Raw genomic sequence first — 18,604 nt, 5'->3', positions numbered from 1 at the left:
TGCTTATTTTTGATTTTTAAGAAAAGATAGTCATTTATCCACAAAAGATTACTAAAAAATGCTAAAATAGGGAGTATTATAGTTTATTATTTTAGGAGGCGTTTTATGTGAAAGAAGGATTTTCTACCCCAAAAACGTTTGGGGAAATTTTAGACCACACTTTTCGATTAAGCAAAGCCCGATTTTTAGATTTTTTTCTGATTGTACTAATTATTATAGGACCGATTTATGCGATACAAGCGCTTGTCCAGCTGTATTTTGGTGCAAGTTTCTTTAGAGCAGTAGGAGAAGGAGACGTATGGTACGAACAACTTTTTTCCGGGTTTGTTGAAGGTGCAATGCAAACAAATTTTGTTGCTGAGATACTGATTGGACTTTTAAGTTTGATAAGTTTCATTTTTCTCCCAATCGCCCAATCTGCCATTATGTATGCGATTAATCACATAAAAAATAAAGAAGCTTACACAGTTTCTTCCGTCATAAAACTGGCATTCTCTCGATTCTGGCCAATTATTGGAAGTAGTATACTATATTTTTTACTTATGTTACTTGTAATGGCTGTTCCAGGGATAATATATGCTCTTTCGTTTGTGATGTTACCTTTTGTTGAACCGGTCGTACATATTATTTTTGGAATACTCTTGTTTTTAATTTCATTTGTTGTGTTTATATTTTTTCTCGTTAGGTGGAGTTTTTATCTTGGTTCAGTTGTCCTAGACCATAAGGCACCAGGGATTAGTCTTAGCTGGAATTTAACATCTAAACGAGTGTGGGCGATTATTGGTATTTATATTGTATTCACTATTATTTTAACGTGTATTTCTGCAGCTTTCGAAATGTTCTTCGGACTACTTCTTGGAAACAGTGTTCTATATATGTTAATTATTAATCTTGTTGGCCTATTTACTTTTATGGTTATAAGTGTTGGCTATACAATCATTTACTTTGATTTAAAGAGTCGAAAAGGCGCAGATGACATTATTGAAATGCTAGAAGACTATCAAGACGTAAAAAATTAATATAACAGTCAAGGCGGCTTTGCCGACTTTCCTTTTATTTTTAAAGGTCAATCAAGGGCGATGGCTCTGCACACTGCAAGTACTTTAATAATAAATACGCTTATTAAAGTACTCCGTAAAAGAAAGCAGTGGCTCCGCACATCGCATTAGTCAAGGCGGCTTTGCCGACTTTCCTTAAGTAGGTGGTTAAATGGAAAATCCAACCGATGCCAGAGAAAAAATAGAACAGATTTTACAACAAGATGAGTATCAGGTGTACTATCAACCTAAAGGTTTTATTGAAGAATGGATGGATCGATTTTTACTTTGGCTCGCTGAGTCGTTTGCAGAATGGTTTCCTATTGTTGAAACAAGTAGAGGAAACGGTGGTTTGATTTTATTGGTCATAATCATCGTTATCACTTTTATATTGTTTTATATTTTTTTCATGTATGCTCGCAATGTAAGAAGAACAAGGCAATTCAGGGCAAGCACACCGTTACAAACTGAACATGAGCTTCAATGGACATCTATCCGTCATTTAAATGAAGCGAAAAACCAGGAAAACGAACAAAATTATACAGTGGCTTCAAGGCATTTATTTTTAGCGTTGTTATTACATTTTCATGAAATCCAATGGCTACAAGCAAGAAAATGGAAAACAAACTGGGATTATTATGAGGAACTGAACAAAGTGAATCAAGACAGTGCGGCACTTTTTTATCGCTTTGCGCTTTTATTCGACGGCGTAACGTATGGAGAAAAAGAAGTGAATCAAGAGCAATACACATTATATTCTACAGAAATTATGAATTGGTTAGACGAACAACAAATTGACGAGGAGGAGAGGGGATGATGTACGATTGAATACAACGTTTTCGAAAAAATGGGTAATTGGGTTTGCCATTATTGTTTTATTGTTCATTGTATTCTACGTAACTGGGGGAAACCAGCCAAAACACTACAGCAGTTATGACTCTAACTCACCTTCTCCTACTGGGGTAAAAGCCATTTATACCTACTTAGAAGGAGAAGGAGTTGATGTCCAAAGGAGGAATCATCCCCCTACTCTTTTGTCTATGGAGAATAAAGACCAATTACTTTTAATGATTGAACCACATTTTGTACCGGTCGAAGAGGACATGAAAGAATATATACGATTTATGGAAGCAGGAAATACAATCGTGTTGTTTAGTCAAAACCCACGCGATATGTTTGGGCTAACTCCTACATATATTGAACCGAGTGACGATGAGGTCAGTACTGTAGTAAAAGAGAATGGAGATTCTTTTTCAGCGATTGTTTTGTCTTATATTCGTTTTGAATTATCTGAACAACAACAAGAAATATTATCTGACGAGTTAGGAACGATTGCGTTTTCAGAAACCATTGGTGACGGAAAACTTATTGTCACAAACTCACCTCATTGGATGGCAAATGACTGGTTGCTTGATGAAGACCATATTCCGTTAAATTTAGCATTATTACATGAAGCGATAGGAAGCGGAGAAGTGTTTTTTGATGAATACATTCATACTCCACAAAACGTTCCTTCCTATATGACAGTTTATCCACAATGGTTCCTCCTTGTCATGCTACAAGGAATGATAGTAGTCGTTTTTTGGCTCTGGAATCAAGGAAAACGATTTGGTCCATTGAAGACAGCTCGTGAAGAATATGTTCGATTCAGTGATGAAGCGATTCAAGCATTAGCTGCATGGTTTATAAGAGGAAAAAGATATCATGATTCTCTTCTAATCCAAGCCGATTATATTAAATTACGATTACAGGAAAAATGGGGAGTTCCTTACCAGAGCACTTGGGTAGAAACAAGTGATTACTTAGAAAGAAAGTGGAAAGGAATGAAGAAAAAAGACATCGCTCTTTTTGTAGAGGGTTTAACTACCGCTCTACAATCTGACACTCTTAGTAAACAAGAATTTTTACGATGGTCTAAAAAACTAGATCAATTACAGAAAGGAATTGAAGAATGAGGACGGAATTAAATCAATTACTTCAAAGCTATCAAGAAAGAATACTAGGACAAGAATTAAATGTAAAACTTTTGCTTGCGGCTATTTTATCTGGAGGACACGTATTACTAGAAGGTGTACCTGGTACTGGGAAAACACAAATGGTTCGAACTCTTGCTAGTTTAGTAGGGGGAGACTTTAATCGAATTCAGTTCACCCCTGATTTGCTACCGAGTGACATTACCGGCAGTACAATTTATAACATGAAAGAGGGTACATTCCAGACGTTAAAGGGGCCTATCTTCACTAATATTTTGTTAGCTGATGAAATCAATCGAACACCTGCGAAAACACAAGCTGCCCTGTTAGAAGCGATGGAAGAAAAACAGGTTACTATTCAGGGAGAAACGTATTCTTTAGCAGAGGTTTTTTTCGTTGTAGCTACACAAAATCCGATTGAATTTGAAGGGACATATCCTTTACCTGAAGCACAGCAAGATCGTTTTTTGTTTAAATTACATATCGATTTTCCTTCGTTTGAGGAAGAGAAAAAAGTGTTACAACGTGTAATTGAAGACCGCTTATTTACAATTGCTGACAAGTCGGTTCTTGACCTTGAGAGCTTTTTATCAATACGACGTGACATTGAACAAGTGACGTTAAGTGAAAGTGTATTAGACTATATTATGAAAATTGTTAGAAAAACACGGGAGTCTGAAACGATCCGCTTTGGGGCGAGTACGAGGGCTGCGATTTCAATCGGGAAAGCAGCACAGGCCTGGGCCTTCTTAGCTGGACGTGATTATGTTACACCCGATGACATCAAAATCGTGGTAAATCCTGCATTACGCCATCGGATTCAATTATCTCCACATATGGAATTGGAGGGAGCGACTGTTGACCAAACGATTAAAGAACTTGTGGGGTCGATTCCTGTTCCACGATAAAGGGATTTTACCAACTAAAAGACTATTACTATTGTATAGCATTTTTTCGATTATATTGGTGATTGCTACATTTACAGAACTATCGTGGGGTTTTGTTGTTATTGCAAATGGTGCGATTATCTTGTTTAGTTTATTAGATTTGTTTATGTCACCAAGAAAAAGTGAAGTAATGATAGAACGAAATATGCCTGAAGAAATGGAACGTAGCATTTCTTATGATATACACATTACTATAATAAATAATTCTTCTTTATCGTTTATGTATGAAATTATCGATGGGATTCCGCAGTCTTTTAGGAGTTCTTTTCCGTTACGCGGAAACATAAAAAGTAATTCTTCGACTATGGTTACCTACGAAACCTTTGCACTGGTTAGAGGACTGTATCAAATAGAGAAATTGTATTTACGATATAGCAGTGTTCTTGGGCTGTGGCAAAAACATAAAACAATTGAAGTTGAACAATCTGTTAAAGTTATTCCTGATTTAACAGAAACGAGGCAATATTTAGAAAGCGCACAACAATATTTATTGTATGAAGGAAACATCATCCGAAAACAAAGAAGTGGAGTTGGCGAGTTTTCAAAAATCCGAAATTATGTTGTTGGAGATGATCCTAGAAAAATCAACTGGCGACAAACAGCTAAGCTGCAAGAGGTTATGACTAATGAATATGAGCCTGAACATGGGAAGTATATTACTGTTTTACTTGATTGCGGGAGAATGATGGGGGCGGAACTAAAGAAAGGAAACCGTCTTGAAAAATCACTTGAAGCGGGATTAACTGTGATTGCTGCGGCATTACAAAAAGGGGATTATGTTTCCGTTATTGCCTTTTCAAAAAATGTGAAAGTATATGTTCCACCAGCAAAAGGGATGGCGCATCTGCAATTGATTTTGCAGTCTATATACGACATTCAAGTAGACCCCTTTGAGTCTAATTATGGCGCCGTGCTCAATTATGTTCAAGCAACCCAAAAAAAGCGAAGTCTTGTGCTGTTATTTAGTGATGTCAGAACCTTTCTACATGAGGAAAGTGCTCTATTGTACTTAAAAAGACTAAGACAAAGGCACCTATTTCTGATGATAGGAGTAGATGATGAAGTCGTTACGAAAAGAGTCCAAGAAGAGCCAACTACTGTTCAAAAAGCAATGATAAAGACAATCGCTCAACAGGAAATGATGTTTAAGAAGAGAGAAAAAGCTAAGTGGGAAAAACAAGGCCTCCAAATGGTGGAGGCCAGAGAAGATAAACTAGCAATAACAGCAGTTTCTTATTACATTGACATTATGAATCGCGGGTTACTCTAGCTTCTTTTTGAAATAATATCGTACCAATGACCATATAGAGTAACAATCCTACAACTGTGAGAATCGCAACAAAATATTTTGCTTCTAGTGAAATAGCAGCAGGAGTGATGAATCCTTCAATTACTCCTGCTATCACAAATAAAGGGATCGTTCCTAACAATAGTTGTACAGAGCGTTTCGCTTGCTCTTTAAGTTGGTAGATCCTAGAATATGGACCAGGTACAAATAATTTATAGCCCATAAGTAACCCAGCACCTCCAGCGATAAAAATCGCAACTAGTTCAATCATCCCGTGAGGTACGATGTAGGCCCAAAACTCATAAGTCATGTCATAATGCCAAAAAAGCGCAGCAAGAGCACCTACAATAATCCCGTTGTAAACTAATACATATGCTGTCAATAATCCAAATGTAATTCCTCCAGCAAATGCTAAAAACGCAACCTGAATATTATTGGTCATAATACTTGCAGACATTAATGAGGAATCAATGGAGTCGTGTCCTACACCTAATTGCTCAGGGTCGACTGCATAAGCAATTTCTGCTGGTAATATGGAATATAAATGAAGAGGGTCTTGAAGAACAGAAAAAAAACTACCAACCGCCCCTAATGTAAATAATATCATGGCAATAAACACAAATTTCCATTGTTCAGCTAATAAGCCTATAAATTTAGTTGTAAAAAAATAACGGATTTGCTTAAAGCTAGACACTTGGTCTTTGTATAATAAATTATGTGCTTTTGAGACGAGACCATTTAAATAAAACGTAACATCTTCTTTAGGGAAGTAAGTTTGACAGTATGATAAATGCTGCGCTGATTTTTGATATAAACGGTGAAATTGTTGAATATCTTTTGCAGCAAAATTACGTTTATTTTTATGTAAAAGACTAACTAATTGTTCTAGTTCCTTCCAATCTTCACGATGCTGTTTTACATATTGCTTTAAATTCATAGGACACCTGCTTTTTAAGAAATTGCAATGAACTAATAATTTACTACTCTTCCAATATCATAACAACATCTGAAAAAAAATGATAGAACAAAGTGACATCAAATCATACAAAAGGAGGAATTCGATGAATCAGCAACACATCGAAGTCAAAACACCTGAATATGTATCACTTCAATTTCAACCGGCTGGATTAGGAAGTAGAGCGGTAGCTTATATTCTTGATTTAGTTGTTTTAACTTTACTTAATATATTGGTCCTTTTCATTCTTTATTTAGTAAATATGGATAATCCCTTATTTTATGATTGGGGTAACTTCACCATTGCTGTAACGATTATCGTTCTTTTTCTAATCAATTGGGGCTATTTTTTTCTTTTGGAATACATAACGGGGGGACGGACCTTCGGGAAACGTTTAATTGGATTACGTATTATCCAAGAGAACGGTCATAGTATCACGCTATTATCAAGCTTCATTCGAAATCTAATTCGAATCATTGACAACATTTTCTATCTAGGAATGATTCTGATTTTCCTCCATCCAAAACATAAGCGTCTAGGGGACATTGTTGCAGGAACAATTGTTGTTCATGAAAGAAAAAAGAAAAGTAAAAAAATGAGTACCGTAGATAAAGAAATTGAAAAACGGAGCTTATCCAAGGAAACGATTTCTTTTGAAGAAACATCGATACAAGCTTTACAAATGAAGGAATGGAAGTTAATTAAAGCGTATAGTGAGAGGCTCGGGCAAATTCCTAGCGTAGAAAGAGAACAAGTTACACAGCAAATTGCCGATGTTATCTTTCCGAAACTTGGTTTAGGTAAAGAAGGGAAGACATTGGAAGAACTCGAAAATACACTTTTAGTTATCTATTTATATTTGAAAGAAGAATGGGAATTTGAATTGTAAGAACTTATTCATAATGTGATAAAGCTAGCCTGTTCCGTTTTAAAGTAAGGTGGACAAAAGGTCGTTTTAAGAGGGCCCTGATAAAGTTGTTTTTTTAACTTTATCAGGGCCCTCTATTTTTTCCTTTTTGTTCTATCCTCTAAGCAATAAGCAAAACCGCCACCTTCTTTTAAAGCAAGTGGGTTTCTCACAACTTGCTGAAGAGAGAGACGTTTTAGCTATTATGTCCCATTCTATGGTTAGTTTCTTGTTGAGTGGCGGGATGGGTGTAAAAATACTTTTCATATAAAACTTGAGCTCCGTATAATACAAATGTTTTGATTAAAAAGACTAGTGATAATTGGTGTTTAGATAATCTAACGAGTGTAACGTATCCGATTTTTTTAAAGCCAGATAATCCTATATAGGTGAACAATCCATCAACAATAGCATTGATGAGCATATATAGACCAAACTTTCCATATGAATACTTCATAATCCAAAGTGAACCTATAAAAAACGGTCCAACAATTAAAGGTAATTCACCTAGTACATTTGGTTTTACATTATAAGAAAACCACCACCACTTCCTTTTCTCCGCAAGTCTTCCTTCAGCTAAGAGATATAAACTCATAAATACCGTTGCAGGGAAATACCTTTTAAACACAGTACGACCTAAAAAAGGAACTGTGAGCCATGGGAGAACCGTCATCAGGACAACTATTACATTTTTACTTTTCAAGGGGATTTCTCCTTTACATTATAATTGTTGAATTTGGTGTAACTTTTCATTTGCATTCTGTAAATGCTGTTGCACTTCTTTGTAAAGATGTTGCTTTGACGGATCGTTTCCTTGTGCATTCTGTAATTGATGCATCGCATGATGAAGTTGTTGCAGTCCTACTTCAATGTTGAGCGAATTTCCTTTTTGTTCGGCTTGATGAATATTTTGTTGAGCTAGCTGAATGAATTTTTGAGCTTGCTCGGTTGCTTGATTTGATTGGCCGTCGTGATTCATGAAATTTCCTCCCTTCATTTTTTTATTGAAGTAAAGACTCTGGGGCTATCGCTTGCTGTACGTCAGTGGTATATAACCCTAATTCTTGAAGTACTTGTTGAATGGTCTTGTTTTGTGTATCCGCTTGATTTCCAATGCTTGAAGCTAAATCATAGCCCATGCTCGGACTTAATCCGGTTACTAAAGAAAGGCTAGCATTCATCCAGTTTCTACAAATTTCCTCATTCGCTTGTATACCTAAAATACACTTAGTTACTAATGTCTCTAAAGCATTCGACATAATTTCAATGGATTCAAGCAACGTATAGGCAATTACTGGCATCATCACATTTATTTCAAGTTGCCCAGCGGTCCCTGCCATGGTTATCGCAGTTTCAAACCCAATTATCTGACAACACACCATATGTACCATTTCTAAAATAGCTGGATTCACTTTTCCTGGCATAATTGTCGACCCTGGTTGAACAGGGGGCAAACTAATTTCAGAAAGACCCGTTCGAGGTCCAGAGCTCAACAGACGTAAATCACTTGTTATTTTTATGAGGTGAATCGAAAGCTCCTTAAGTGCACTTATTGTTTGAATCGCAGCATTTCGATTTTGCATAAAACAAAATAAATTATCCGCCTTTTTAAAAGGCAAATTCGTTCTTCGAGATATTTCTACGATAACTTTTTGAGGGTATTTCGGATGTGTATGAAGGATGGTTCCAATCGCATTCCCACCTAGACCAAGTTCATATAAAGAAGGCAACGTGAGATTTATGCGCTCATACATGGATTGAATTGTCCCTGCATATCCTAAAAACTCTTGTCCTAATCGCATCGGCACAGCATCATGTAAATGGGTTCGACCTGTTTTAAGGATTGGCATAAATTCAGTCGCTTTTTTTTCTAATGCAGCTTGCAAATGAAAAAGGGAAGGGAGAAGTTGATAAACCATTGTTTCTACCGCAGCAATATGCAATGAAGAAGGAAAGGTATCATTCGTTGATTGTCCCATATTAACATGGTCATTTGGGTGAATTCTAAACGCTCCAATATCACTAGCTATTTCATTAGCACGTATCGCTATGACCTCATTGGCATTCATATTCTGAGAGGTACCTGCACCTGCTTGATATACATCCACTACAAAATGATCATCCCACATTCCATCAATTACTTCTTCAGCAGCTTGAATGATGGATCTACCAATAGTAGGGTGAAGTTTTCCTAATTCCATATTGGTTTGTGCGGCTGCTGCTTTTATTATTCCTTGGGCCCGAATAAAAGAACGAGGCAATTTATGTTTACTTATATTAAAATTGTCAATGGCACGCTGAGTTTGTGATCCATAATACGCATCAAAAGGGACTTTAATTTCACCCATGGTATCCTTTTCAATTCGATACTGTTCAATAGATTTCATCGTTTTCTCCCTTTCATGTAAATGGTTATGTCCTTAGGTTAACCATTGTTTTAGGAATAATAAGGGGGAAGAAGTAGAAAGTAAAATTGTATTGACGGCGGTTTCATTTCATTAGTATACTTGTATACAAGTATACATCTAGAAAGGAGAGCTAAGTGATGACCAAGATAGATTTTTCATTAAAAAACAGATCTTCTATCGGCACAAGGGTATATGAATTTTTGAAATCAGAAATCGTCAGTGTAAAACTACCACCAGGACATTCCATTAGTGAAAATGAAATAGCAGAGCGTCTTCAAGTAAGTCGAACTCCTGTGAGAGAAGCTTTTTTACGTCTTTCACAGGAAGAACTTGTAACCGTATTCCCACAAAAAGGGTCAGTTGTTTCTAAGATAGATTTAGACCATCTCGAAGAAACAAGATTTATGAGAGAGCATCTTGAAGTGGCGACAACCAGACTGGCGTGCGAGATGGTTACTGAACAGGGTTTAATTTCCTTAACGTCAAATGTCTCGTTACAAAGGCTAGCCTCAAATGAAAAAGATTTCGAGAGATTTTTTGAATTAGATGAACAATTCCATGCATTGATTTTTTCCATTTGCCATAAGTCGAAAGTTTGGGATGCGATCCAAAATATGATGACTTTAAATTTTAGTCGAATTCGCTTTTTAAGCTTGTTTGAGAATTTAAATACAGACAACTTACTGAAAGAACATCAAGAAATAGTTGAATCGATAAAAGAGCAGAATCCAGACCGTGCCGAAAAAGCAGTTCGAGTTCACTTAAAAGGAGTCACGGTTGATATGAAGGAGTTAGTTAAGAAATACCCTGATTATTTCCAAAAAGGTAGAGAGGATGATACCAATGAAAGACGTAATTACAATTGGTGATGCAATGATTACCTTTAATCCCAGTACAACCGGTCCTATGCGGTTTGTTCAAACTTTTGAACGAAAAGTGGGAGGCGCAGAATTAAATTTTGCGATTGGATGTTCAAGATTAGGATTACATACTGGCTGGATTAGCAGACTCGGTAACGATGAGTTTGGAAAGCATATTTTTAATTTCGTTCGTGGTGAAGGCATTGATGTGTCCGAAGTTAAGTTGGTCGACGGTTATCCGACATCTTTAAATTTCAAAGAAATACGTGAAGGTGGAGACGGAAGTACATTTTACTATCGATTTAATTCACCAATCACAACACTCTCAAAAGAGAGTATCAAGAGTTCATTTTTTGAGAATGCCAAATTACTTCATATCACAGGCGTGTTTTCTGCCATAGCTGAAAAGAATGAGGAAATAGTTCATGAAGCGATTTCTGAAGCAAAAAAACAAAATCTTCTCATATCATTTGACCCGAACATCCGTTTAAAGCTTTGGAGTAAAGAACAAGCGAAAAAGGTACTTTCTGGTTATTTGCCTCATGTGGATATCTTTTTAACAGGATTAGAGGAAGCAGAGATATTACTAGGGACAAGTGACCCTGAAGAGATTATTGAACATTGTAAGAAGCTAGGAATCTCCTATGTTGCCATTAAATTAGGCGAGAAGGGCTCGATTGGGTACCATAATGGCGAGCAAATTGAAGCAGCCCCTGTTGTTCCTAAAAAAGTCGTAGATACAGTTGGTGCTGGTGATGGGTTTGATGCGGGTTTTGTTTATGGGGTTCTACAAGGATGGTCTCTAGCCAAATCTCTTTACTTTGCAAATACAATTGGTTCATTAGTCGTTAGTGTAAGTGGAGATAATGAGGGGCTACCTTACTTAGACGAGGTGCTAGTAGCTTTAGGAGAAAAACAATTTATTGACCGATAAAAATAAGTGAAAAGAGGAGAACTAATCATGATCCAAAAAATAAAAACTATTCAAGACATCGTAGAATCTGGAGTTGTCGCTGTCATTCGTGCTGAAAGTGAAGAGGAAGCAATCAATACTGCAAGTGCTTGTATTGAAGGCGGAATGAAAGCAATAGAAGTAACATTAACGGTTCCAGGGGCTGCTGATGTGATTACTTCATTAAAGAAAAGACCTGAATTTCAAGATTTATTAATTGGAGCAGGAAGTGTGCTTGATAGTGAAACGGCAAGAATTGCCATTTTAGCTGGGGCAACGTATATCGTCAGTCCATGTTTTGACAAAGAAACAGCAAAGTTATGTAACCGATATCAAATTCCTTACATGGCAGGTTGTATGACGATTACAGAAATGAAAACAGCGATGGAATACGGAGTAGATATCGTAAAGCTGTTCCCAGGTAACAACTATTCTCCATCGATGATTAATTCTGTAAAAGGACCAATGCCACAAGTCAACATCATGCCAACAGGCGGTATTAACATACATAATGCAAAAGAGTGGATTGAAAACGGAGCGGTTGCCATTGGAATCGGTAGCGACCTTGCAAAACCAGCTAAAGTTGGTGATTTTAAAGAAGTCACTCGACTTGCAAAACAATATGTTGATATCGTACGTGAAGCTAGAGCGTAATTTCTAAAAAAAGGAGAGTGGAATCAAATGAGAATGGTATTTAGATGGTTTGGTGAAGGAAACGATACAGTATCCTTAAAACATATTGGTCAAATCCCTGGGGTTGAAGGGATTGTTTGGGCTCTACATGATGTTCCTGCTGGCGAGGAATGGCCGATGGAAAAAATTCAAGAAGTTAAAGAACAAGCTGATAAATATAATTTAAACATTGATGTTGTGGAAAGTGTAAATGTCCATGAAGATATTAAATTAGGATTACCTTCACGTGATACATACATAGAAAACTATAAAAAAACAATCGAAAAATTAGCTCAAGTTGGGGTAAAGGTCATTTGTTATAACTTTATGCCTGTGTTTGATTGGTTACGGACTGATTTATTTAAAGAGCTTGAGGACGGCTCAACGGCACTTTTCTATGAAGGGTCTAAGATTAAAGATATTGACCCACTAGACTTAGTGAAAAAAATAAGTGAAAACTCTGATATGACGTTACCTGGATGGGAGCCAGAGCGTTTAGCTCATCTCACCTTATTATTTGAAGCGTACAAAGACGTTTCAACAGAAGATTTATGGAATAACCTACAATACTTTTTAGAAGAGATTATCCCAGTTGCCGAAAAGCATAATATTAAAATGGGTATTCACCCTGACGACCCGCCATATCCAATTTTCGGATTGCCGCGAATTGTCATTAACAAAGAGAACATCGCTCGAATTTTAAAGCTTGTTGATAATCCATATAACGGAATTACACTATGCAGTGGCTCATTAGGGTCAAATCCTGAAAATGATGTAGCAGATATGGTGCGAGAGTTTTCAGACCGAATCCCATTTGCTCATATTCGCAATGTTCGCGTGTATGAAAATGGAGATTTCATTGAAACGTCTCATAGAACACAGGATGGGACAGTTGATATATTTGAGATCATGAAAGCCTATCATGATACAGGCTTTACTGGGTATGCAAGACCAGACCACGGAAGACATATATGGGACGAAGTGTGTAGACCAGGGTATGGTTTGTATGACAGGGGACTTGGAATTATGTATTTATGGGGCATTTGGGATTCACTTGAACGACTAAAAAATAAGTAATAGTAAGAGGGTGGAACGAAAGGTTGTTAAACCTTTTGTCACACCCTCTTAAACAACGAGCGGAACCGCCACCTTCTTTTAAAACAAATTGTGAGTGGGTTTCTCACAACTTGCTTTGTGGCGAGTGGAGCCAGTGCATGTATTTTAGCTAGTTACGTTCCGTTCCGTCTCCTTTTTGAGCAGTAAGTCCTTTAGTACTTAGTCTATTCTTTTCGTTTAAGCTCTAATGGACCAAATCCCTGTCTAGCTTTAAGTTCATACCGGTCATCTAATTCTTTCGCTAACTCTAAATCAGAATCATCAGTGTTAATATCTTTTCTAGGTGTTTGCGGCAATTTACCTTGATTTTTATCTCTTGCTTTTTGATTATGCGCACGACCCATCTTTATCAACTCCTTTCAGTTTATTTTTAGTTAATTTAAGGAGCTTATGTAAGCAGAAACATGGATAATAATGTATGCAATAAGAGTTTGGGTTTACAAATGCTGGATAAATCGTGCAAACCAACGATTTGAGCAACTTGGTATACTACCTGATAAGACCATTTCGAACCTTGAAGAAATAGTAAGGATGTAACTAAATTTGCGTATAGAAGAACATTATAAACAATTTTTTAAATCATAATAAAAAATCAGGTCTTAGATAATAATCTAGGACCTGATTTTCTTTGTATTGCCAGAAGGTTTTTTACTTATTGCCAACATTTCTTCAATGATGGGTGCTGCATTAGGTTTTCCAGTCAAATACCCTTGAAATTCGTCACAACTAATTTTTCGAAGGAGGTCAGCTTGTTCGTTTGTTTCTACTCCTTCTACAATGACTCTTAAGTTAAGCTTTTTTGCGAGTGTTGCAATCGATTCAACAATCGTGTAATTCGCTTCACTATCTGTGATTTTCATAGTAAATTCCCTAGCAATTTTTAATGTGTCGATCGGAAGCTGTGTAAGATAGGATAATGAAGAATGACCAGTTCCAAAATCATCAATAGATACAGATACACCTAAATTCTTTAGAGCATTGATAATTGGTATTACTTTTTTCATATTTGTAATGGCTATCATTTCTGTAATCTCAATATCAATAAACTTAGCTTCAACACCTGTTTCCTTGATTATTTGGTTTATTTTTGAAACTAACTGGTCATCATGAAACTGTCTTGGTGATAAGTTGATTCCTACTTTTAATGGATAACCTAGTTCATGCCACTTCTTAATTTGCATACATGCTTCTCGGATCACCCATTCACCAATCGAGAATATTTTTCCCGTTTCTTCAGCAATTGGAATAAACTCAAGTGGACTGACGAGACCATATTCAGGATGTTGCCATCGAATTAACGCTTCTACACCTATTACTTTTAAAGTCTTTGCATTTACTTGAGGTTGGTAATAAATCGTAAATTCTTGATTTTCAATTGCAGAACTCAAGTCCTTTTCCAATTGCAATCTCTTGGAGTAATTCTGGTTAGTCTCACTAAACGAAATGTAGTGACTTCGACCGTTTTCTTTTACATAATACATTGCAATGTCTGCTTTCTTCATTAGAGCAACGGTTGTAACATCGTCTAAAGGGTAGTAAGCAATTCCTATACTTGGAGTGGTAACAATTTCACTTCCGTTAATAAGATGGGGTTTTTGTATACAGGTAATGATTTGACTAGCTACAGCATTCACTTCCGATTGACTTACAACGTCTCGAACTAATATTGTAAACTCGTCCCCTCCTAATCTAGCAACCGTGTTGGATTCGCCGATACAATTCTTTAGTCGATTAGCCACGGAGATAAGTAACTGATCACCAATGTCATGACCTAATAAATCATTAATTGGTTTAAACCGGTCTAAGTCTATAAACATTATCGCAAATTTTTTATCATTTTGCTTTGAATCGCGTATCTCTTTCCGTAATACTTCCTCAAAATAATAACGATTGCCTAACCCTGTCAACGAATCATGATAGGCTAGGTATTTGATTTTCTTTTCGTTCAGTTTGTTTTTAGTAATGTCTTTTCCTATAGCGAAGATACCAATAACTTTTCCTTTCACACGTATCGGAATGTTAGTCATACTTAAATAGTATAATTGACTGTTTCGGTCGTACACTTTCACTTCATAACGCTGTGGAATTCCATCCTTCACGTTTTTAAAATGACCGAAAACCATTTCCCTTTCGCCCGAATCTATAAAAATGGTACTTGACAAACCAATTAGTTCATTCTTTTGGTATCCAAGAATACTGGCACAAGCATGATTTACGCTATCAAATTCTCCGTTTAAATTTAAAGAATAAACGGCATCCGGATGATAATCGAATAAAGATTTATAGCGTTGTTCATTAAGCTCTAGTTCTTCAGCTTTATGATAAAACTTTCGTAAAAGCTTTTGATTTTCAACAATAAAGAATAACTGACGAACGATGATTAACACGATAGATATAGCTGTTCCTATCGTAATCGCATCGAACTCATCGGTTTGTTTTGGTCTTATAATCATGAAAATAAAAAGAGCGATAACAGAAAGGTAGGGGACCAACAATCGAACATATTCCGTCCCACGATAAAACTTCACTTCAACGCTTTTTTGTTCATTTCTATTTAATTCTCCTTTATGAACAAGAGCAGAAAAACCAATAAATAACAACGCAGCAACAAAGATAGGGTCAACCCAACTACCAGAAAAGTAGTCATCTGTGATAAGTTGGTACGTATATATAGCGTCGGCAAGTGCTAATGCCAAAAGACCAAGAAAAATAAAAAATAAAGAACGTTGTTGGAAAAAAGAGACTCTATTACCGAAATATATGCTAAATGCACATAATAATAAAGCTAATTCTCCAATTGGGTAAGATAATGAAACGATTAGCGTAGAAAGTGGAACTTCACTATCAAACGCAATCGGACCTATGATGAAATGCCAACTAAAAGTTGAAGCCACAGTCATGATTATAACAATATCAAATAGCATTTTAACTACATGATTTTTTTTTCTTTCTTTAAAAAGTTTGTAAAGAAAACCAATGAGGAAAAAGACATTGGTAAGCATATAAAAGAGATCGGGTAAACCAGGGTACGGTACATCCGTCCTCAAGACATTTTCATAATAAGACCATGATAATTCTCCTAAAAAGAAGGAAAACACTCCTAATGATAAGAAGAACCAAAAGGGGTTTTGATTTTTTCCACTTTTCTTACAGGCAACAGCTAACCAAAATGCAGGAATTAAACTTCCGATAATGGCAAAACTATTTCCTCCTAAAGTTAATAGGTATTCGTGTTCATTCCAACTAAAAATCCATAAATAATATAGTAAAACAAAGATAATAATCGAGATGAAAATGATAACTTCTTTCGTATCTCGTATAATTTTCATAAAAGCACCCCTAAGGTCTATAACGTTGTAAGATATATTTACTAAAAGTATTATTTCTTGTAATTTTATTTTATATAAAAACTAATGGAAAGAAAAGAAGTATTTTAGTAAAAAAGTCCTTTATCTATGGATAAAATTGGAATATGTTTAGTGACTGCCCCTATATATTGCAAAGTTTTATTGGGTGATGAAAAAGTAATATTTATGATATGATTGCATTAGATAATATCATTGAAATAGGAGCTAATGACTCATGTATCGAAACTTGGAAGAATGCATTCTTGATTTAGAGAAAAATGGACAACTTATAAGAATTACAGAAGAGGTGGATCCTGAACTTGAAATGGCTGCGATTCATTTGAAAGTTTATGAAGAGGGTGGACCAGCTATCTTATTTGAAAATGTAAAGGGATCCAAATATAAAGCCGTATCTAACCTTTTTGGGACGGTGGAACGAAGTCAATTTATGTTTCGTCAAACGTGGGATTCAGTAAAAAATGTCATTGCCTTGAGAAATGATCCGATGGCAGCTTTGAAAAATCCATTTAAACATGTCCGTTCAGGTATTGCTGCTTCTAAAGCATTACCGATGAAGAAATCTAGTCTGCCTTCTGATTTTAAAGAAATATTCATTTCAGACTTGCCACTGATTAAACATTGGCCAGATGATGGTGGGGCATTTGTGACCTTACCACAAGTGTATTCTGAAAATCCTGATAAACCAGGAATTATGAATTCTAACCTTGGAATGTATCGGGTTCAGTTAAGTGGCAACGATTATGAACTCAATAAAGAAATTGGTCTTCATTACCAAATTCACCGTGGCATTGCTATTCATCAACATAAAGCAAACAAAAAGGGTGAGCCGTTAAAGGTAAGTATTTTTATTGGTGGACCCCCGTCCCATATGTTGTCTGCGGTTATGCCGTTGCCAGAAGGATTAAGTGAGTTGACTTTTGCTGGATTACTTGCTGGGCGACGATTTAGGTATAGTTATGAGGATGGTTATTGCATCAGTCATGATGCGGATTTTGTCATTACAGGGGAAATTCACCCTGAAGAAACGAAACCAGAGGGACCTTTTGGTGATCATTTAGGCTATTATAGTCTTACTCATCCTTTTCCACTGATGAGAGTTCATAAAGTGTATGCCCGAGATAATGCAATTTGGCCATTCACTGTCGTAGGTCGTCCACCACAAGAGGATACATCGTTTGGGGATTTAATTCACCAATTAACTGGAGATGCAATTAAACAAGAGATTCCTGGAGTGAAAGAAGTACATGCGGTCGATGCAGCTGGTGTTCATCCTCTTTTATTTGCGATTGGGAGTGAACGATATACACCGTATCAAAAGGTGAAGCAGCCTGCTGAGCTACTAACCATTGCGAATCGAATTTTAGGTACGGGCCAAGTAAGCTTAGCCAAGTATTTGTTTATAACAGCTGAGGATGGACAACCACTTGATACTCACAAAGAAGAAGAATTTCTAGGGTACATTCTTGAGCGAATAGACCTACATCGTGATATCCATTTTCAAACAAACACTACGATTGATACGCTTGATTACTCAGGGACAGGTTTAAATACAGGAAGTAAAGTAGTGATCGCAGCTTATGGAGATAAAAGGAGAGAGCTATGTACTGAGGTGCCTGACCAAATTAAGAATGTATCAGACATTAAAAATCCTCGTTTGGTTATGCCAGGTATTGTTGCAATTGAAGGACCACAGTTTACAAGTTACGCTCACGCGCAGGAACAACTAAAAATAATAACCGATTCACTTGTAGCCCAAGGGGATATCGATTCATGCCCACTATTCATTTTATGTGATGATAGTGAATTCTTAAGTGAAACAATAAGTAACTTTTTGTGGGTAACATTTACTAGAAGTAATCCGTCTCATGATATGTACGGAAAGAATAGTTTCTATCAAAATAAACACTGGGCTTGTGATAATGTAATTATTGATGCCCGAATCAAGCCACATCATGCTCCACCTTTAGTTTTAGACCCTAACGTCGAAAAAGGGATAGAACGCTTTTTTGATAAGGACGGGAAACTTAAGCAAGATAATTAGTAATTTAATAGAAGTTATGCTCATTGCTTAGAGGGTGGAACAAAAGGTAAAAAAATAACCTTTTGTTTCACCCTCTATCT

At 36.3% G+C, this 18,604-nt stretch carries 17 protein-coding genes; 11 read left to right on the top strand and 6 right to left on the bottom strand.

Annotated elements, in window-relative coordinates:
- Positions 1-107 precede the first annotated feature (107 nt).
- From BK585_RS11360 to BK585_RS11340, 5 genes are all read left to right on the top strand, one after another.
- Positions 108-1,019 carry a hypothetical protein gene (locus BK585_RS11360; RefSeq protein WP_078553559.1) on the top strand — a complete coding sequence of 304 codons (912 nt, stop codon included), beginning with the start codon at positions 108-110 and terminating at the stop codon, positions 1,017-1,019.
- Between the two features lie 190 nt (positions 1,020-1,209).
- Complete coding sequence (locus tag BK585_RS11355; protein ID WP_078553558.1) at positions 1,210-1,854, top strand: DUF4129 domain-containing protein; 645 nt, start codon at positions 1,210-1,212, stop codon at positions 1,852-1,854.
- Between the two features lie 7 nt (positions 1,855-1,861).
- Entirely contained in the window at positions 1,862-2,992 is a 1,131-nt protein-coding gene (locus tag BK585_RS11350; RefSeq protein WP_170885553.1) for a DUF4350 domain-containing protein, read from the top strand.
- A complete protein-coding gene (locus BK585_RS11345; RefSeq protein WP_078553556.1) occupies positions 2,989-3,918 on the top strand; it encodes an AAA family ATPase in 930 nt (309 codons plus the stop codon). The genes BK585_RS11350 and BK585_RS11345 overlap by 4 nt, the downstream gene beginning before the upstream one ends.
- Entirely contained in the window at positions 3,869-5,227 is a 1,359-nt protein-coding gene (locus tag BK585_RS11340; protein ID WP_078553555.1) for a DUF58 domain-containing protein, read from the top strand. Before BK585_RS11345 ends, BK585_RS11340 begins: the two co-directional genes overlap by 50 nt.
- Here BK585_RS11340 and BK585_RS11335 read toward each other — a convergent pair.
- Positions 5,205-6,182 carry a stage II sporulation protein M gene (locus tag BK585_RS11335; RefSeq protein ID WP_078553554.1) on the bottom strand — a complete coding sequence of 326 codons (978 nt, stop codon included), beginning with the start codon at positions 6,180-6,182 and terminating at the stop codon, positions 5,205-5,207. The genes BK585_RS11340 and BK585_RS11335 overlap by 23 nt on opposite strands.
- Positions 6,183-6,306: 124 nt before the next feature.
- Between BK585_RS11335 and BK585_RS11330 the strand changes: the two genes are divergently transcribed.
- Positions 6,307-7,089, top strand: coding sequence for an RDD family protein (locus BK585_RS11330; RefSeq protein WP_078553553.1), 783 nt, complete (start codon positions 6,307-6,309; stop codon positions 7,087-7,089).
- Between the two features lie 214 nt (positions 7,090-7,303).
- Here BK585_RS11330 and BK585_RS11325 read toward each other — a convergent pair whose 3' ends face one another.
- Genes BK585_RS11325 through BK585_RS11315 form a run of 3 tightly spaced genes read right to left on the bottom strand, consistent with a single transcriptional unit; the run spans position 7,304 to position 9,494 of the window.
- The gene (locus BK585_RS11325; protein WP_245805818.1) at positions 7,304-7,810 is read right to left on the bottom strand and encodes a hypothetical protein; all 507 of its coding nucleotides are present in this window, start codon (positions 7,808-7,810) and stop codon (positions 7,304-7,306) included.
- 18 nt (positions 7,811-7,828) lie between these two features.
- A complete protein-coding gene (locus BK585_RS11320) occupies positions 7,829-8,086 on the bottom strand; it encodes a hypothetical protein (RefSeq protein ID WP_078553552.1) in 258 nt (85 codons plus the stop codon).
- Between the two features lie 22 nt (positions 8,087-8,108).
- Positions 8,109-9,494, bottom strand: a complete 1,386-nt coding sequence (locus tag BK585_RS11315) for a class II fumarate hydratase (protein ID WP_078553551.1) — start codon at positions 9,492-9,494, stop codon at positions 8,109-8,111.
- Between the two features lie 158 nt (positions 9,495-9,652).
- Here BK585_RS11315 and BK585_RS11310 point away from each other — a divergent pair, with 158 nt between their 5' ends.
- The 4 genes from BK585_RS11310 to uxuA are packed head-to-tail and all read left to right on the top strand — an operon-like array spanning position 9,653 to position 13,076.
- Positions 9,653-10,384, top strand: a complete 732-nt coding sequence (locus BK585_RS11310; RefSeq protein ID WP_078553550.1) for a GntR family transcriptional regulator — start codon at positions 9,653-9,655, stop codon at positions 10,382-10,384.
- Entirely contained in the window at positions 10,359-11,309 is a 951-nt protein-coding gene (locus BK585_RS11305) for a sugar kinase (protein ID WP_078553549.1), read from the top strand. The genes BK585_RS11310 and BK585_RS11305 overlap by 26 nt, the downstream gene beginning before the upstream one ends.
- A gap of 27 nt (positions 11,310-11,336) precedes the next feature.
- Positions 11,337-11,981 carry a bifunctional 2-keto-4-hydroxyglutarate aldolase/2-keto-3-deoxy-6-phosphogluconate aldolase gene (locus BK585_RS11300; protein WP_170885552.1) on the top strand — a complete coding sequence of 215 codons (645 nt, stop codon included), beginning with the start codon at positions 11,337-11,339 and terminating at the stop codon, positions 11,979-11,981.
- 27 nt (positions 11,982-12,008) lie between these two features.
- On the top strand, positions 12,009-13,076 hold the full coding sequence (gene uxuA / locus BK585_RS11295; protein WP_078553548.1) for a mannonate dehydratase: 1,068 nt from the start codon (positions 12,009-12,011) through the stop codon (positions 13,074-13,076).
- 203 nt (positions 13,077-13,279) lie between these two features.
- On the opposite strand, the gene BK585_RS11290 is transcribed toward uxuA, so the two are convergent.
- Positions 13,280-13,459, bottom strand: a complete 180-nt coding sequence (locus BK585_RS11290; RefSeq protein WP_078553547.1) for a YfhD family protein — start codon at positions 13,457-13,459, stop codon at positions 13,280-13,282.
- Positions 13,460-13,726: 267 nt separating this feature from the next.
- Positions 13,727-16,444, bottom strand: a complete 2,718-nt coding sequence (locus BK585_RS11285; protein WP_078553546.1) for a DUF4084 domain-containing protein — start codon at positions 16,442-16,444, stop codon at positions 13,727-13,729.
- Positions 16,445-16,697: 253 nt separating this feature from the next.
- On the opposite strand from BK585_RS11285, the gene BK585_RS11280 reads away from it, so the two are divergent.
- Positions 16,698-18,524, top strand: coding sequence for a UbiD family decarboxylase (locus BK585_RS11280; protein WP_078553545.1), 1,827 nt, complete (start codon positions 16,698-16,700; stop codon positions 18,522-18,524).
- Positions 18,525-18,604 lie beyond the last annotated feature (80 nt).

The organism is Bacillus alkalicellulosilyticus (genome assembly GCF_002019795.1).
Taxonomy (GTDB): domain Bacteria; phylum Bacillota; class Bacilli; order Bacillales; family Bacillaceae_F; genus Bacillus_AO; species Bacillus_AO alkalicellulosilyticum.
Note: the sequence above shows the minus strand (reverse complement) of the source record. Positions and strands in the feature narration are given on the sequence as shown.

Excerpts from the sequence above, each read along its gene's own strand:
- BK585_RS11355 (WP_078553558.1), top strand. The coding sequence starts at position 1,210 with ATGGAAAATCCAACCGATGCCAGAGAAAAAATAGAACAGATTTTACAA.
- BK585_RS11345 (WP_078553556.1), top strand. The coding sequence starts at position 2,989 with ATGAGGACGGAATTAAATCAATTACTTCAAAGCTATCAAGAAAGAATA.
- BK585_RS11335 (WP_078553554.1), bottom strand. The coding sequence starts at position 6,182 with ATGAATTTAAAGCAATATGTAAAACAGCATCGTGAAGATTGGAAGGAA.
- BK585_RS11330 (WP_078553553.1), top strand. The coding sequence starts at position 6,307 with ATGAATCAGCAACACATCGAAGTCAAAACACCTGAATATGTATCACTT.
- BK585_RS11320 (WP_078553552.1), bottom strand. The coding sequence starts at position 8,086 with ATGAATCACGACGGCCAATCAAATCAAGCAACCGAGCAAGCTCAAAAA.
- BK585_RS11315 (WP_078553551.1), bottom strand. The coding sequence starts at position 9,494 with ATGAAATCTATTGAACAGTATCGAATTGAAAAGGATACCATGGGTGAA.
- BK585_RS11310 (WP_078553550.1), top strand. The coding sequence starts at position 9,653 with ATGACCAAGATAGATTTTTCATTAAAAAACAGATCTTCTATCGGCACA.
- BK585_RS11305 (WP_078553549.1), top strand. The coding sequence starts at position 10,359 with ATGAAAGACGTAATTACAATTGGTGATGCAATGATTACCTTTAATCCC.
- BK585_RS11300 (WP_170885552.1), top strand. The coding sequence starts at position 11,337 with ATGATCCAAAAAATAAAAACTATTCAAGACATCGTAGAATCTGGAGTT.
- uxuA (WP_078553548.1), top strand. The coding sequence starts at position 12,009 with ATGAGAATGGTATTTAGATGGTTTGGTGAAGGAAACGATACAGTATCC.
- BK585_RS11290 (WP_078553547.1), bottom strand. The coding sequence starts at position 13,459 with ATGGGTCGTGCGCATAATCAAAAAGCAAGAGATAAAAATCAAGGTAAA.
- BK585_RS11285 (WP_078553546.1), bottom strand. The coding sequence starts at position 16,444 with ATGAAAATTATACGAGATACGAAAGAAGTTATCATTTTCATCTCGATT.
- BK585_RS11280 (WP_078553545.1), top strand. The coding sequence starts at position 16,698 with ATGTATCGAAACTTGGAAGAATGCATTCTTGATTTAGAGAAAAATGGA.